This window comes from Duganella lactea (assembly GCF_009857505.1).
Taxonomy (GTDB): Bacteria; Pseudomonadota; Gammaproteobacteria; order Burkholderiales; family Burkholderiaceae_D; genus Rugamonas; species Rugamonas lactea.
On the sequence record NZ_WWCP01000024.1, the window covers coordinates 73,486 to 87,587 of the forward strand.

Here is a 14,102-nt window from a genome sequence, read left to right on the forward strand (position 1 = left end):
TCTATTTGCTTCCACTTGTCCCCAGACTCCTGCAAGCGCTTCCCAATCTGAAGCCGCATGCGGTAATTGTCATCTGCTAGCGATTTATCCAAGCCAGGATATCGGCAAAGATCTGCTCGCGATTGAGCTCGTTGAAATTTTCGTGGAAGTTCTGCGGATGGCGCTGGTAAGTCAGCAGATGCGCCGGCACCGATTTGAGCATGGCCTCGGCCGCGTCGGCGTCGGCCAGCTTGTCGTCGCCGGCGACGACGGCGAACAACGGCTGCGTCCACTGCGGCATGCGCGCCGCCAGGCCTTGCTGCGCCGCCGTCAGCGCGTTGCCGAAGCGGACCGTGATTTCAGTGGCGCGGATGCCGTCGCGTTCGTCCTGATAGTGACGTTCGGTGATGGCGCGGTCGTGCGTCAGCTGGTGCGTCAGCGCGGCCAGCGGCACCTTCATGCGCGGCGCCAGCGCGCCCAGCACGCCGGACAGCGCCAGCAGCACCGGCGATACCTTGATCGCGTTGACGTAATACGGCGACGACCAAATAAAGCCCTTGACCGCCGCGTCACCGGCAAAGCCGCCCAGTCCCAGATGGGTGGCGATCAGCGCGCCCATCGAGTGACCCATCACGTACACCGGCAAGCCGGGATACTGCTGCTTGACCCACTGCAGGAACAGCTGGCTGTCGTCGAGAAAAACATGGAAGCCGGGGATATCGACCCGGCGCGCGTCCTGATGGCCGCACAGGTCGTAGGCGACGGTGGCGATGCCGTGCTGGCGGAAGTGGCGCGCCGGCGTGACGTAGTCGCCCGCGTGCGCCATGCCGCCGTGAATGGCCAGGATGACCGCGCGCGGCGCGGCCGGCTCCCACACGTGCACGCGGCGCGGCACGCCCTGCCCCGCCGTGAATTGCGTCAGCCGGTCCTCGCCAAACCGCATGGTGCGGATCAGGCCGTAATGCTGAGGTTGATGCCCATCTCGACCAGCATGGTCATGTCGGCCAGCGACAGGTCCAGCGTCGGCGTGGCCACGCCCGGCTCGCAAGGGAAGGAAATGCGCAACTCGGCATCGACGTCGGAACGTTCGAAGTGGATGCCGCGCGCGCGGCACTCGCCGAGGTAGAAACGGATCTGCTTGAGCAGCTCGCCCGGGTTTTGCCCGCTGCCGATGGCCACGTAAAAACCGGAATCGATGCGCACCCGGCCATCGGGCTTGACGTCGCCCTTTTGCCAGTCGCCATGCGGCTCCGTCGGCAGGCCGTCGCGGACGTCTGCCAAGCCGTCGGGGTCTCCGTGCACCTTCAATGTTGCGCTATTCATGGTCTGCCTTTATGGTCTCCTGCCTCTCGGAAGGTTACACCATAGAAATATCAAAGTCTAGCAAGCTAGCCAATTAAACAATGCCGTAGCGGGCGCGGTAGGCCGCCACCGCATCCTTGTGCTGCGCCAGTTGCGGATCGGCGCCGGCGCCGTTGAGGAAGCCGAACAGGTCGTCCAGGTTGCCGATGGAGATGACCGGAATGCCGTATTGCCGCGTCACTTCCTGCACCGCCGACAGCTCGGAGATCTGGCCGTCCTTGCCACCGCGTTCCATGCGGTCCAGCGCGATCAGCACGGCGCACGGTTCGGCGCCGGCGGCGCGGATCATGTCGACGGATTCACGCACCGAGGTGCCGGCCGAAATCACGTCGTCGATGATGACCACCTTGCCTTGCAGCTTGGCGCCGACGATGGTGCCGCCCTCGCCGTGGGCCTTGGCTTCCTTGCGGTTGAAGGCGAACGAGGTGTTGCGGCCCTTGCCGGCCAGCGCCACCGCGGTGGCCGAGGCCAGCGTGATGCCTTTATAGGCCGGGCCGAACAACATGTCGAACTGCACGCCGGAATCGATCAGCGTCTGCGCGTAGAACTGCGCCACCTGGGCCAGCGTGGCGCCGTCGTGGAACAGGCCGGCGTTGAAGAAGTAAGGCGACTGGCGTCCGGCCTTGGTGGTGAACTCGCCGAAGCGCAACACACCGCTTTTGACCGAAAACGCAATAAATTCCTGACGTAAGTTTTGCATGATGCCTCATTTCTTTAAAGTGCCGGTATTTTACCGCTACACTAGCGCATTCCGTTATTTCTGCACCGAATCTTCTATGCCAAAAATCATTTCCGCCAACCTGAACGGCATCCGCTCCGCCGCCTCCAAAGGCTTCTTCACCTGGCTGGCCAAGCAAGACGCCGACTTCGTCTGCGTCCAAGAACTGAAGGCGCAGGCGCCGGACATGACGCCGGAATTCCGCAATCCGGGCGGCTACCACGGCCATTTCCACTATGCCGAGAAAAAAGGCTACTCCGGCACCGGCGTCTACAGCAAGATCGAACCGGACCGCGTGGTGATCGGCTTCGGCGCGCCGGAGTTCGACGCCGAGGGCCGCTACGTGCAGTGCGACTTCGGCAATCTGACCGTGATTTCGGTGTACTGCCCGTCCGGCTCATCCGGCCCGGAGCGTCAGGAAGCCAAGTTCCGCTTCATGGACCTGTTCTTGCCTCATCTGCAAAAACTGCACGCCGCAGGGCGCGAAGTGGTCATCTGCGGCGACTGGAACATCGCCCACAAGGAAATCGACCTGAAGAACTGGAAGGGCAACAAGAAGAACTCCGGCTTCCTGCCGGAAGAGCGCGCGTGGATGACGCGCATCTTCGACGAGGTGGGTTATGTCGACGTGCACCGCGGCCTCGATCCGCGCGAAGAGCAATACACCTGGTGGAGCAACCGCGGCCAGGCTTACGCCAAGAACGTCGGCTGGCGTATCGACTACCACGTCGCCACCCCCGGCATCGCCGCCAAGGCGACGGCGGTCGCCGTCTACAAGGACGAAAAATTCTCCGACCACGCGCCACTGATCATCGAGTACGGCGCCTGATTACAACGTGCGGCGCGAGCGGAATTCGCGCCATTCGCCGCTGAGCGGATCGATGAAACTGATGGCGCGCGCCAGCAATTGCAAGGGCTGGGATACGTCGTCCTGCTTGCACGGCAGCGCCACCGGATAGAAGGCGTCGTTGACAATCGGGACGCCCAGCGACGACAGGTGCACGCGCAGCTGGTGTTGGCGCCCCGTGTGCGGATACAGCCGGTACAACGTCAGTTCGCCGCGCTGCTCGATGATGTCGATCAGCGTTTCCGAATTCGGCTCGCCTTCGGCCTCTTTCATCGTGAAGAACTTGTCGCCCTCCACCATGCGGCTGCGGTAGCTGAAAGGGAATTCCACGCCGTGCAGGCGCGGCGCCAGCGCTTCGTATTCCTTGTCGATCACGCGCTTCTGGAACATCGACTGGTAGGTGCCGCGCGTGGCGGCGTTGCGCGAGAAGATCACCACGCCGGCCGTCTCGCGGTCCAGACGGTGGATCGGCACCAGGTCCTCCTCGCCCAGCGTTTTGCGTAGCCGCACCAGCAAGGTCTCGTGCAGGAAGCGGCCGGTGGGAATCACCGGCAGGAAGTGCGGCTTGTCGACCACCACCAGATGCTCGTCCATGTGCAGGATCTCTTCCTGGAACGGAATCGGGGTTTCCGGCGCCTCCAGCTCGCGATAGTAGAAGATGCGCAGGCCGCGCTTGAAACGGCTCGATGGCAGCAGCGGCTGGCCGTCGGCGTCCACCACGTCGTGGCGCGCCATGCGTTCGCGCCACGACGCTTCCGACACGTCCGGGAAGCGCGCCGCCAGGAAGGTGATCATGTCCGGCCAGTCGCCCTCCGGCAGATACAGGTAGCTGGGCGCGACGCCGTCGCGCATGGGCAGCGGGTGACGCGACATATCAGGACTTGGGCAGCGCGATCGAACGGTAGGGCGGCAACTTGTCCGGATCCAGTCCCTTGGCGCGGGCGAAGACCGGCAACACCAGATGCATATTGGCGTTCATTTCCCGGATGCGGTCCTTGCCGGCCGGATGGGTGGACAGGAAGCTGATCGGCTGGTTCTTGTTGATCGCCCCCATCTTCTCCCACAAGGCGATGCCGGCGCGTGGATCGAAGCCGGCGCGCGCGGCCAGATCCATGCCCACCAAATCGGCCTCGGTTTCATCGTTGCGCGAGAACTTCAGCGCCAGGCCTTGCGACACGGCGCCGGCGGCGGCGTCGCCCAGGCGCGGATCGACGCCGAAATAGGCCGAGCCGATCGCCCCCAGCACGCGCGCGCCCACCTGCGTGACGGTGTTCTTGCCGGCCTGCTCGCGCGCGTGCTCGCGCAGCGCGTGGGCGATTTCGTGGCCCATCACCATGGCCACCTCGTCGTCGGTGAGATTGAGCTTGGTCAGGATGCCGTTGTAGAAGGCGATGCGGCCGCCCGGCATGCAGAAGGCGTTGACGGTGTCCGAGCGCAGCAGGTTGACCTGCCAGTCCCACTTGGCCGCATCCGCATTCCAGCGCGCGGTGAAGGGGATAATGCGCTTGGCGATGGCGCGCAGACGGATCAGCTGCGGATTGCTGTCGGTGGCGACGGCGTCCTTCTTGTGCGCCTCGTTGAGCATCTGGTCGTATTGCAGCTTCGACTGTTTGTCGAACTGGGCGGCGTCGCCGCCGATGCCGCGCAGGCGCGACAGTTTATCGACCGGAATACCATCATTCTGCGCCATGGCGCTGGCGCACAGCAGCAGCGCCAGCAAGGCGCCTTTGAGTTTAAGCTTTTTCATGTTTGCTATTCCACGGGGCAATTTTGGGCAACATCATCATCGCAGGGAAAGCCAGGATGAAGCAGACGATAAAGAACCAGAACCAGCCGGTTTCCGCGACAATATACCCCACCGAGGAATTGATGAATGTGCGCGGGACCGCCGCCAGGCTGGAAAACAGCGCGTATTGCGTGGCGGTGTAGCGCGGGTCGGTCGCGCGCGACATGAAAGCCACCAGTGCCGCCGAACCCAGTCCCAGGCTGGCGAACGCCTCAAAGCCGAAGACCGCGCTGAGCAGCAGCTTGTCCGGCCCGACCTGCGCCAGCCAGGCGAAGCCCAGAATGGCGATCGCCTGCAGCACGCCGAACACCCACAGCGCGCGGTTGATGCCCAGTTTGATCATCCAGATGCCGCCCACCGCGCCGCCGGCCAGGCTGGCCCACCAGCCGGTGGCGTTGGCGGCCAGACCGATGTCCTTGGTGGAGAAGCCGATGTCGAGGAAGAATTTGGTCGACAGCGCGGTGGTCATGGTGTCGCCGATTTTGTACAGCAGCACGAAGGCGATGACGAACATGGCCTGCCTCCAGCCGTCGCGCTGGACGAATTCGCGGAACGGCAGCACCACCGCTTCCTGCAGATTCTTCGGCGGCGCGCCGTACACCACCGGCTCCTTGGCCAGCAGCGTGCAGACGAAACCGGGCAGCATGAAGGCCGCCACCACCCAGAACACGAGTTGCCACGGCTGGCTGTCCGCCAGCACCAGGCCGAGCGCGCTCGGGATCAGGCTGGCCGCCTTGTAGGCGTTGACGATGATGGCCGCGCCCAGGCCCTGCTCTTCCTCGGCCAGGATCTCGCGGCGGTAGGCGTCGATCACCACGTCCTGGCTGGCCGACAGGAAGGCGATCAGGAACACCACCACCGCGATCAGCGACAGCTCCAGTTTTGGATCGAGCATCCCCATGCCGCCGATGAAGGCGAACAGCGCCAGCTGCGTGACCGCCATCCAGCCGCGCCGGCGGCCGATCGGCAGCACGGTGTAGCGGTCCATCAGCGGCGCCCACAGGAACTTGAAGGTGTAGGGGAACATGGCCAGGCCGAACAGGCCGAGCGCCTTGACATCCAGCCCGGCCTTGGCCAGCCACGCCTGCATCAGATAGATCAGCGTGTACAGCGGCAGGCCGGAGCTGAAACCCAGGAACAGGATGGAAACGGTGCGTCCGTTGAGGTAACTGTACCAGGGCCTGTCGCTCATTATTTAGTCGTTATTTTTTACGTAGTCGGAACACGGCAAGATCGCCGCGCAGATTAGGCAGGAATGATACCCGCTTCCCCTCCGCCAACGCCACACATTCGATCACTTCCAGCCCGCATTCCTCGGCCAGATCGCGAAAGTCATAGATGGTGGCGCAACGGACGTTGGGCGTGTCGTGCCATGCATACGGCAGCGATTCGGACACCGGCATGCGCCCCTTCAGCAGCGCCACGCGGTGCGGCCAGTAGGCGAAGTTGGGGAACGAGACGATCGCCTCCTTGCCGACGCGGACGATGTCGCGCAGCAGGTCCTCGACATGCTGCATCATCTGCAGCGACGATAAACACAGCACCGTGTCGAAGGAGTTATCGCCGAACAGTCCCAGGCCATGCTCCATGTCCTGCTGGATCACCCGCACCCCGCGCTGGGTCGAGGCCAGCACCTTGTCGTCGGCGATTTCGATGCCGTAGCCGCTGCATTGCTTGTCGCTCTGCAGATAGTCCATCATTACGCCGTCGCCGCAGCCGACGTCCAGCACATGCGCCCGCGTCCCCACCCAGTGGGCGATGAAGGCCAGGTCCGGGCGCGCCGCGCTCAATTCATTAAAGTTCATACCGTTCCCCCGATCTCTTTCCACACCTGGCCGTAGTAGGCGCGCACCATGTTCATGTAGCGCGGGTCGTCCAGCAGGAAGGCGTCGTGGCCGTGCGGCGCGTCGATCTCGGCGTAGGTGACCTGGCGCCGGTTGCTCAGCAGCGCCTGCACGATCTCGCGGCTGCGCTCCGGCGAGAAGCGCCAGTCGGTGGTGAAGGAGGCCAGGAAGAATTTGGCCTTGGTCGCGGACAGCGCCTTGGCCAGGTCGTCGCCATGCTTGCGCGCCGGGTCGAAGTAGTCGAGCGCCTTGGTGATCAACAGGTAGGTGTTGGCGTCGAAGTATTCGGAGAACTTGTCGCCCTGGTAGCGCAGATACGATTCGATCTCGAAGTCGATGCCGAAGCCGAATTGGTAGTCGCCGGTTTCCGCCACGTCACGCAGCTTGCGGCCGAATTTCTCGGCCATGTCGTCGTCCGACAGGTAGGTGATGTGGCCGACCATGCGCGCCACGCGCAGGCCGTTCTTCGGCACCACGCCGTGTTCGTAGAAGTCACCGCCGTGGTAGTCCGGATCGGACAGGATGGCCTGGCGCGCCACGTCGTTGAAGGCGATGTTCTGCGCCGACAGCTTGGCGGTCGAGGCGATCACCACGCAATGGCGCAGCCGGTCCGGGTACATGATCGACCAGGCCAGCGCCTGCATGCCGCCCAGCGAGCCGCCCATGACGGCGGCGAACTGCGTGATGCCCAGCTGGTCGGCCAGGCGCGCCTGCGCCGCCACCCAGTCCTCCACCGTCACCACCGGGAAGGCGGCACCGTAAGGCTTGCCGGTGGCCGGATTGGTGTGCATCGGACCGGTGGAGCCGAAGCAGGAACCGAGGTTGTTAATCCCGATCACGAAGAATTTGTCGGTGTCCAGCGGCTTGCCGGGACCGACCATATTGTCCCACCAGCCGGTGCTTTTCGGCTGGCCTTCATAGTCGCCGGCCACATGGTGCGAGGCGTTCAGCGCGTGGCATACCAGCACCGCGTTGGACTGGTCGGCGTTCAGCGTGCCGTAGGTTTCGTACATCAGCATATAGTCGCGCAGCGACGCGCCGCTTTGCAGGCGCAGAGGCTCGGCAAAATGCATGGTTTGCGGCTTAACGTATCCCAGGGATGACATTGCTCTAGTTTTTATCGGAGGGGCGGCCCCACGGGCCATCAATCAAGGCGGGACCGCGAATGAAGCGTCCCGCCGACTCACATCAACTGTAATTGTTCGACCGCGTCTGCAATTACGTTGGGTTCCATCGAGCGCATGATCTTGCGCGTCTGCGGCACGATGCGCGCAAGGTCGCTGTTCAGGATTTCCTGCTTGACCGACAGCAGCTGGGCCGGATGCATCGAGAATTCCCGCAAGCCCATGCCCAGCAGCAGGCGGGTCAGCTTGACGTCGCCGGCCATTTCGCCGCACACGGCGACGTCGATCCCGGCCTTATGCCCGGCCGCGATCGTCATCGAGATCAATTGCAGCACCGCCGGATGCAGCGGATTGTAAAGGTGGGCGACTTCATAATCAACCCGGTCGATGGCCAGCGTGTACTGGATCAGGTCATTGGTGCCGATCGACAGGAAGTCCATGCGCTTGACGAACATCGGCAGCGCCAGCGCGGCCGCCGGAATCTCGATCATCGCGCCGACGTCGATCTGCTCGTCGAACTTGATGTGCTGTTCGCGCAGCTCGACCTTGGCCTGCGCCACCATGGCCAGCGTCTGGTCGATTTCAAACGCGTGCGCCAGCATCGGCACCAGGATGCGCACCTTGCCGAACGCCGAGGCGCGCAAAATGGCGCGCAGCTGGGTCAGGAAAATCTGCGGCTCGGCCAGGCAGTAGCGAATCGCCCGCAGTCCCAGCGCCGGATTGAGCGCGGTCTGCTCGCTCTGGTCGAGCGGCTTGTCGGCGCCGATGTCGAGCGTGCGGATGGTGACCGGACGGCCCTTCATCGCCACCACGGCCTTCTTGTACTGCTCGAACTGCTCGTCCTCGGACGGGATCTTGCTGTTGCGGCCCATGAACAGGAATTCGGAGCGGAACAGGCCGACGCCGTTGGCGCCAGCCTCCATCGCCGCCGGACAATCGTCCGGCAGCTCGATGTTGGCCAGCAGCGTGATCGCGGTGCCGTCCTTGGTGATGGCCGGCGTTTTCTTGAGCTTTTGCAGTTTCTTGCGCGCGCGCGCGGCGGCGCCCTGGCGTTCGCGGTACTGCTGCAGCACCAGCGCGCTCGGATTGGCGATCACCACGCCGGCGTCGCCGTCGATGATCAGCCAGTCCTCCTGCTCGATCAGCGTCGAGGCGCCGGACATGCCGACCACCGCCGGAATGTCCAGCGAACGGGCGACGATGGCGGTATGCGAGTTCTGGCCGCCGACGTCGGTGACGAAACCGATGAAGGAGCGGTCGCGGAACTGCAGCATGTCGGCCGGCGAGATGTCGTGGGCGACGATGATCAGCTGCGGCTGGAACTCGTCGTCGCCGGCCGGCGCGGCCGGCGGCAGGATCGGCTCGGTGCCCATCAGCACCTTCAGCACGCGCTCGGCCACCTGCTGGATGTCGGCCTTGCGCTCGCGCAGGTAGGGGTCTTCGATTTCGTCGAACTGCGCCGACAGCTCGTCGATCTGCGTCAGCAGCGCCCATTCGGCGTTGTAGTGGCGGGTGCGGATGATGTCCAGCGGCGCTTCGGAAATCATCGGGTCGGACAGAATCAGCGCGTGCACGTCGATGAACGCGCCCAGTTCGGTCGGCGCGTCCTTGGGCAGCTCGTTCCACAGCGTCTGCAGTTCCTTGTGGACGGCGGCCAGCGCCTGCTGCAGACGGCTGACCTCGGCCTCGACCTGATCGTCGGCCACCAGGTAGTGCTTGACGTCCAGCGCGGCCGGCGCCAGCAGGTGGGCGCGGCCGATCGCGATGCCGCGCGAGACCGGAATGCCGTGCAGCGTGAACGAGGCCATCGACTGGCCCGCGGGGAAACGAGGACGGCTGCGCTCCGCTGGCATTACTCGCCTTCGCCGAACTTGTCGTTGATCAGGGCGGTCAGGGCGGCGACGCAGTCGGCTTCGTCCGGGCCGTCGGCCTCCAGCAGCACCTTGGCGCCCTTGCCGGCCGCCAGCATCATCACGCCCATGATGGACTTGGCGTTGATGCGGCGCGCGTTACGCGTCAGCCAGACATCGCTTTTGTATTTTGCTGCCAGTTGGGTGAATTTGGCGGAAGCGCGCGCATGCAAACCAAGCTTGTTGATAATTTCGAGTTCTTGCTGAATCATTTTTCTTCTGTCTCAATCAATGCGCATTGCTAAAAAACGTCGGGGTTAGCCGACGCGTGTCCGGTTGTCGACGCGCACCGCGCCACTTTGCGCGCCGGCCAGCGCCATCTCGACCACCACATCGAGCGTGTCGCGGCGATAGGTGATGGCGCGCAGCAGCATCGGCAGACTGACGCCGGCGATCACCTCGACCCGGCCGGCGTCGGCCAGCCGGTTGCAGCAGTTGGCCGGCGTGCCGCCCTTGACGTCGGTGATCACCAGCACGCCCTCGCCATTGTCGAGACGCTTGATCGCCGCCGCCGCCAGCGTCTGCACCTCGCCGAGATCCTGGTCGGCGACCACATCGATCGCTTCCAGCTGCTCGGTGGGGCCGCGGAACACGTGGGCGCAAGCCGCCAGAAAGGCTTGTCCCAGCGGTGCGTGCGTCAGAAGTAGTATGCCTACCATATTGTTAAACCGCCAGTCAGGATTAAAATTTTCTTGTCATCAGAGACTTATTGGGCCGCCACCGCCGCCTCGACCGCGTCGATGAACATCGCGGCGACCGGGAAGCCGGCCTGCTGGGTAATTTCTTGGAAGCAGGTCGGGCTGGTGACGTTAACTTCCGTCAGGAAATCACCGATAACATCTAATCCTACCAGCAACAGGCCGCGGGCGGCCAGAATCGGTCCCAGGGTATGGGCGATTTCAAAGTCGCGCTCGGTCAGCGGCTGCGCCACGCCGATGCCGCCGGCCGCCAGGTTGCCGCGCACTTCGCCGTTTTGCGGGATGCGCGCCAGCGAGAACGGCACCGGCTTGCCGCCGATCACCAGGATACGCTTGTCGCCCTGCTCAATCGCCGGGATGAAGCGCTGCGCCATGATGGTGTACTGGCCGTTGCCGGTCAGCGTTTCGATGATGGCGCCCAGGTTCATGCCATCCGCCTTGACGCGGAAGATGCCGGTGCCGCCCATGCCGTCCAGCGGCTTGAGGATGATGTCGCCGTGCTGTTTCTGGAAGGCGCGGATGCGCGCCTGGTCGCCGGTGACCAGCGTTGGCGAGGTGAATTCGCTGAACTGGGTGATGGCGACTTTTTCATTGTGGTCGCGGATCGCCGACGGCTTGTTGAAGACCCGGGCGCCCTGTTTCTCGGCCAGCTCCAGCAGATAGGTGCTGTAGACGTACTCCATGTCGAACGGCGGGTCCTTGCGCTGCAGGATGGCGTGGAACTGGCCGAGGTTGGTGTCCACCGGCGCGTCGGCGCGGTACCAGTCGGTGCTGTCGCCGGTGAAGTGGATGCGCGCCACGTTGGCCGTCACCACGCCCTGCTCGACCGCCATGTCCTTCTGCTCGAAGGCGTAGACCTCGTGGCCGCGCTGGTTGGCCTCCACCATCATGGCGTAGGTGGAGTCCTTGTAAGTCTTGAAGGTCGACAGCGGGTCGGCAAGGAAAGCGATTTTCATGGGTACGTCCAGTTGAGGTAATGACTGATTTTAGCCGAGATTGAAAACCGACACCGCCACACCGTCATTCCGGCGCAGGCCGGAATGACGACTAATACACCTCGGGATTGGGATCGGTACGCTCCATTTCCAGCGACGCCGCCAGCAACGCCAGCCGCGCCACCACGCCATACACATAGAAGCGGTTCGGCGCCGCCGTGCCCGGCTTGGCCTTCAGATCCGGCACCGCGTGCTGCTGCGCGAACGCCAGCGGCACGTATTGCGACCCCGGCGCGTTGAGATTCTGGTCCACGCCCCGCTCGCCGTGCACGCGGTAGAAACCGCCCACCACATAGCGGTCGATCATGTACACCACCGGCTCGGCCACCGCATGCTCGATGCTCTCGAACGTCGGCACGCCCTCCTGGATGATGAAGTCGGTCACTTCCTTGCCATCCTTGATGACGGTCATCTTGTCGCGCTGGGCCTGGGTCAGCGCCTTGATCTCGCTGGAATCCTTGATGGTCAGGATGCTGGTGCCGTAGGTGCCGGCGTCCGGCTTGACGATCACGAACGGCTTTTGCTCGCGCATGCCGTATTCCTTGTACTTCTTCTTGATTTTCGACAGCAAGGCGTCAATGTTGGCGGCCAGGCAATCGTAGCCTTCGCCGGTGCGGAAGTTGACCGCGTCGCACTTGGCGTGCAGCGGATTGAGCATCCACGGATCGACGCCGATCAGCTTGCCGAACTTCTTGCACACCTCGTCATAGGCGTTCAGGTGATTGCTCTTGCGGCGCAGCGCCCAGCCGGCGTGCAGCGGCGGCAGCAGGCTCTGCTCGTGGATGTTCTGCAGGATGTCCGGAATGCCGGCCGACAGGTCGTTGTTAAGCAAAATCGTGCACGGATCGAAATCCTTGAGGCCGACGCGACGGCCGTTCGGCGAACGCACCAGCGGCTCGACCACCAGCATATTTCCATCCGGCAGCGCGATGGGCGTCGGCTCGGTGACGTCCGGCGACAGCGAACCGAGGCGCACATGCAGGCCGGTCTGGCGGAAGATCTGCATCAGGCGGGCGACGTTTTGCCAGTAAGTGGCGTGGCGCTGTGTAACTTCCGGTATCAGCAGCAGGTTGCGGGCGTCCGGACAATACTTGTCGATCGCCGCCATGGCGGCCTGCACCGACAGCGGCAGCATCTCGGTGGCCAGCATGTTGAAGCCGCCGGGGAACAGATTGGTATCCACCGGCGCCAGCTTGTAGCCGGCGTTGCGCATGTCGACCGAGCAATAAAACGGCGGCGTATGCTCCTGCCACTCCAGGCGGAACCAGCGCTCAATAGCTGGGGTGGCGGCCAGGATTTTTTCTTCGAGGTCGAGCAGGGGTCCGCTGAGGGCCGTGACGAGGTGGGGAACCATGGGATTACTTCCTTATTACCGTGCGGATGTCGCAAGTATGGGCAAAAACGCTATTTTAAAGGCAGGAAATAAAAAAAGCGCCCCGCAGGGCGCTTTCCTTGAAACATTGCTAATTAATGGTGGTAAGCCGATTCGCCGTGGGTGGTGATGTCCAGGCCTTCGCGCTCTTCCTCTTCCGGCACGCGCAGACCGATCACGATGTCCACCAGCTTGAAGCCGATCAGCGCGACGATGCCCGACCAGACGATGGTCACGCCAACAGCGGTCGCCTGCACGATCACTTGCGACACGATCGAGTAGTCCGGCGATGGTTTGTTGACCACATAGTCGAAGATGCCCTGGCCACCCAGCGACGGTGCGGCGAACACACCGGTCAGGATCGCACCCAGGATACCGCCGACGCCGTGCACACCGAACACGTCCAGCGAGTCGTCCGCGCCCAGCAGTTTTTTCAGACCGTTGACGCCCCACAGGCAGATCACACCGGCCAGCAGGCCCATGATCAGCGCGCCCATCGGACCGACGAAGCCGCAGGCCGGGGTGATGGCCACCAGGCCAGCCACCGCACCCGAGGCGCCACCCAGCATCGACGGCTTGCCTTTGAAGATCCATTCGGCGAACACCCACGACACGGTCGCGGCGGCGGTTGCCAGCAGGGTGTTGATGAAGGCCAGCGCGGCGATGTCACCAGCTTCCAGTGGCGAGCCGGCGTTGAAGCCGAACCAGCCCACCCACAGCAGCGACGCGCCGATCATAGTCATGGTGACCGAGTGGGGCGCCATCGACTCGCGGCCGTAGCCGACGCGTTTGCCGATCATGTAGGAACCGACCAGGCCGGCAACCGCGGCGTTGATGTGCACCACGGTGCCGCCAGCGGTGTCGAGCGCGCCCTTCTGGAACAGGAAGCCGGCTTTGGCGGTTTCGGTGGCCAGCGTGGCGGCGTCCTTGATCGCGTCCGGACCGGTCCAGAACCAGACCATGTGGGCGACCGGCAGGTAGGCGAAGGTGAACCAGATCACCACGAAGGCCAGCACGGCGGTGAACTTCACGCGCTCGGCGAAGGCGCCCACGATCAGCGAGCAGGTGATCGCCGCGAACGTGGCCTGGAAGGCGACGAACAGGAACTCCGGAATCACCACGCCCTTGCTGAAGGTAGCGGCGTAGGCGAAGGTGCCCTTGATCGGATCGTAGATATTGTTCAGGAAGGTGCGGTCATGCAGGTTGCCGAAGAACGCGTTGCCCTCGGTGAACGCCAGCGAGTAACCGTAGATGCACCACAGCACCACGATCAGCGCGAAGATCATGAACACTTGCATCAGGATCGACAGCATGTTCTTGGAACGGACCAGGCCACCGTAGAACAGCGCCAGGCCGGGAATCGTCATCAGGATCACCAGCAGCGTAGCCACCATCATCCAGGCGGTGTCGCCTTTCTGCGGGGTGGGCGCGGCGGCGGGCGCGGCGGCGGCCGGCGCGGCCTCGGGG

The 14,102-nt window shown here is 63.7% G+C and carries 15 protein-coding genes; 1 reads left to right on the forward strand and 14 read right to left on the reverse strand.

The genetic code is table 11. The features are described from left to right. Nucleotides 1-76: 76 nt before the first annotated feature. The 3 genes from GTP44_RS18170 to pyrE form a co-directional block, all read right to left on the reverse strand. Complete coding sequence (locus GTP44_RS18170; RefSeq protein ID WP_161020539.1) at nt 77-922, reverse strand: alpha/beta fold hydrolase; 846 nt, start codon at nt 920-922, stop codon at nt 77-79. 8 nt (nt 923-930) lie between these two features. Next, nucleotides 931-1,260: a hypothetical protein gene (locus GTP44_RS18175; protein WP_229256971.1), complete on the reverse strand. Its 330-nt coding sequence runs from the start codon at nt 1,258-1,260 to the stop codon at nt 931-933. Nucleotides 1,261-1,375: 115 nt separating this feature from the next. Then, complete coding sequence (pyrE, locus tag GTP44_RS18180; RefSeq protein WP_160989662.1) at nt 1,376-2,041, reverse strand: orotate phosphoribosyltransferase; 666 nt, start codon at nt 2,039-2,041, stop codon at nt 1,376-1,378. 76 nt (nt 2,042-2,117) lie between these two features. Here pyrE and GTP44_RS18185 point away from each other — a divergent pair, with 76 nt between their 5' ends. Further along, nucleotides 2,118-2,888, forward strand: coding sequence for an exodeoxyribonuclease III (locus GTP44_RS18185; protein WP_161020541.1), 771 nt, complete (start codon nt 2,118-2,120; stop codon nt 2,886-2,888). On the opposite strand, the gene GTP44_RS18190 is transcribed toward GTP44_RS18185, so the two are convergent. From GTP44_RS18190 to GTP44_RS18240, 11 genes are all read right to left on the reverse strand, one after another. Then, on the reverse strand, nt 2,889-3,779 hold the full coding sequence (locus GTP44_RS18190) for a pseudouridine synthase (protein WP_161020542.1): 891 nt from the start codon (nt 3,777-3,779) through the stop codon (nt 2,889-2,891). It abuts the gene before it with no gap. Between the two features lies 1 nt (nt 3,780). After that, on the reverse strand, nt 3,781-4,653 hold the full coding sequence (locus GTP44_RS18195; protein WP_160989665.1) for a M48 family metallopeptidase: 873 nt from the start codon (nt 4,651-4,653) through the stop codon (nt 3,781-3,783). Beyond that, on the reverse strand, nt 4,640-5,884 hold the full coding sequence (locus tag GTP44_RS18200; RefSeq protein WP_160989666.1) for an AmpG family muropeptide MFS transporter: 1,245 nt from the start codon (nt 5,882-5,884) through the stop codon (nt 4,640-4,642). Before GTP44_RS18200 ends, GTP44_RS18195 begins: the two co-directional genes overlap by 14 nt. 10 nt (nt 5,885-5,894) lie before the next feature. Further along, nucleotides 5,895-6,497, reverse strand: a complete 603-nt coding sequence (gene metW / locus GTP44_RS18205; protein ID WP_160989667.1) for a methionine biosynthesis protein MetW — start codon at nt 6,495-6,497, stop codon at nt 5,895-5,897. Continuing rightward, a complete protein-coding gene (gene metX, locus GTP44_RS18210; RefSeq protein ID WP_229256972.1) occupies nt 6,494-7,609 on the reverse strand; it encodes a homoserine O-succinyltransferase MetX in 1,116 nt (371 codons plus the stop codon). Before metX ends, metW begins: the two co-directional genes overlap by 4 nt. A gap of 110 nt (nt 7,610-7,719) precedes the next feature. Then, nucleotides 7,720-9,468, reverse strand: coding sequence for a phosphoenolpyruvate--protein phosphotransferase (gene ptsP, locus GTP44_RS18215; protein ID WP_161020549.1), 1,749 nt, complete (start codon nt 9,466-9,468; stop codon nt 7,720-7,722). 44 nt (nt 9,469-9,512) lie between these two features. Further along, nucleotides 9,513-9,782 (reverse strand): HPr family phosphocarrier protein, encoded by a 270-nt coding sequence (locus GTP44_RS18220; protein ID WP_160989669.1) that lies wholly within the window; start codon nt 9,780-9,782, stop codon nt 9,513-9,515. A 45-nt stretch (nt 9,783-9,827) separates the two neighbouring features. Beyond that, entirely contained in the window at nt 9,828-10,229 is a 402-nt protein-coding gene (locus GTP44_RS18225; protein ID WP_161020544.1) for a PTS sugar transporter subunit IIA, read from the reverse strand. Nucleotides 10,230-10,276: 47 nt separating this feature from the next. After that, nucleotides 10,277-11,224 (reverse strand): glutathione synthase, encoded by a 948-nt coding sequence (gene gshB / locus GTP44_RS18230; RefSeq protein WP_161020545.1) that lies wholly within the window; start codon nt 11,222-11,224, stop codon nt 10,277-10,279. A gap of 91 nt (nt 11,225-11,315) precedes the next feature. Beyond that, complete coding sequence (gene gshA / locus GTP44_RS18235) at nt 11,316-12,617, reverse strand: glutamate--cysteine ligase (RefSeq protein ID WP_160989672.1); 1,302 nt, start codon at nt 12,615-12,617, stop codon at nt 11,316-11,318. 113 nt (nt 12,618-12,730) lie between these two features. Then, the coding region (locus GTP44_RS18240) for an ammonium transporter (RefSeq protein WP_161020546.1) at nt 12,731-14,102 on the reverse strand (1,372 nt) is incomplete at its 5' end.

Bases quoted from the DNA above. Each gene is read 5' to 3' on its own strand.
- GTP44_RS18170 (WP_161020539.1), bottom strand. From the start codon at position 922: ATGCGGTTTGGCGAGGACCGGCTGACGCAATTCACGGCGGGGCAGGGC.
- pyrE (WP_160989662.1), bottom strand. From the start codon at position 2,041: ATGCAAAACTTACGTCAGGAATTTATTGCGTTTTCGGTCAAAAGCGGT.
- GTP44_RS18185 (WP_161020541.1), top strand. From the start codon at position 2,118: ATGCCAAAAATCATTTCCGCCAACCTGAACGGCATCCGCTCCGCCGCC.
- GTP44_RS18190 (WP_161020542.1), bottom strand. From the start codon at position 3,779: ATGTCGCGTCACCCGCTGCCCATGCGCGACGGCGTCGCGCCCAGCTAC.
- GTP44_RS18195 (WP_160989665.1), bottom strand. From the start codon at position 4,653: ATGAAAAAGCTTAAACTCAAAGGCGCCTTGCTGGCGCTGCTGCTGTGC.
- GTP44_RS18200 (WP_160989666.1), bottom strand. From the start codon at position 5,884: ATGAGCGACAGGCCCTGGTACAGTTACCTCAACGGACGCACCGTTTCC.
- metW (WP_160989667.1), bottom strand. From the start codon at position 6,497: ATGAACTTTAATGAATTGAGCGCGGCGCGCCCGGACCTGGCCTTCATC.
- metX (WP_229256972.1), bottom strand. From the start codon at position 7,609: ATGCATTTTGCCGAGCCTCTGCGCCTGCAAAGCGGCGCGTCGCTGCGC.
- ptsP (WP_161020549.1), bottom strand. From the start codon at position 9,468: ATGGCCTCGTTCACGCTGCACGGCATTCCGGTCTCGCGCGGCATCGCG.
- GTP44_RS18220 (WP_160989669.1), bottom strand. From the start codon at position 9,782: ATGATTCAGCAAGAACTCGAAATTATCAACAAGCTTGGTTTGCATGCG.
- GTP44_RS18225 (WP_161020544.1), bottom strand. From the start codon at position 10,229: ATGGTAGGCATACTACTTCTGACGCACGCACCGCTGGGACAAGCCTTT.
- gshB (WP_161020545.1), bottom strand. From the start codon at position 11,224: ATGAAAATCGCTTTCCTTGCCGACCCGCTGTCGACCTTCAAGACTTAC.
- gshA (WP_160989672.1), bottom strand. From the start codon at position 12,617: ATGGTTCCCCACCTCGTCACGGCCCTCAGCGGACCCCTGCTCGACCTC.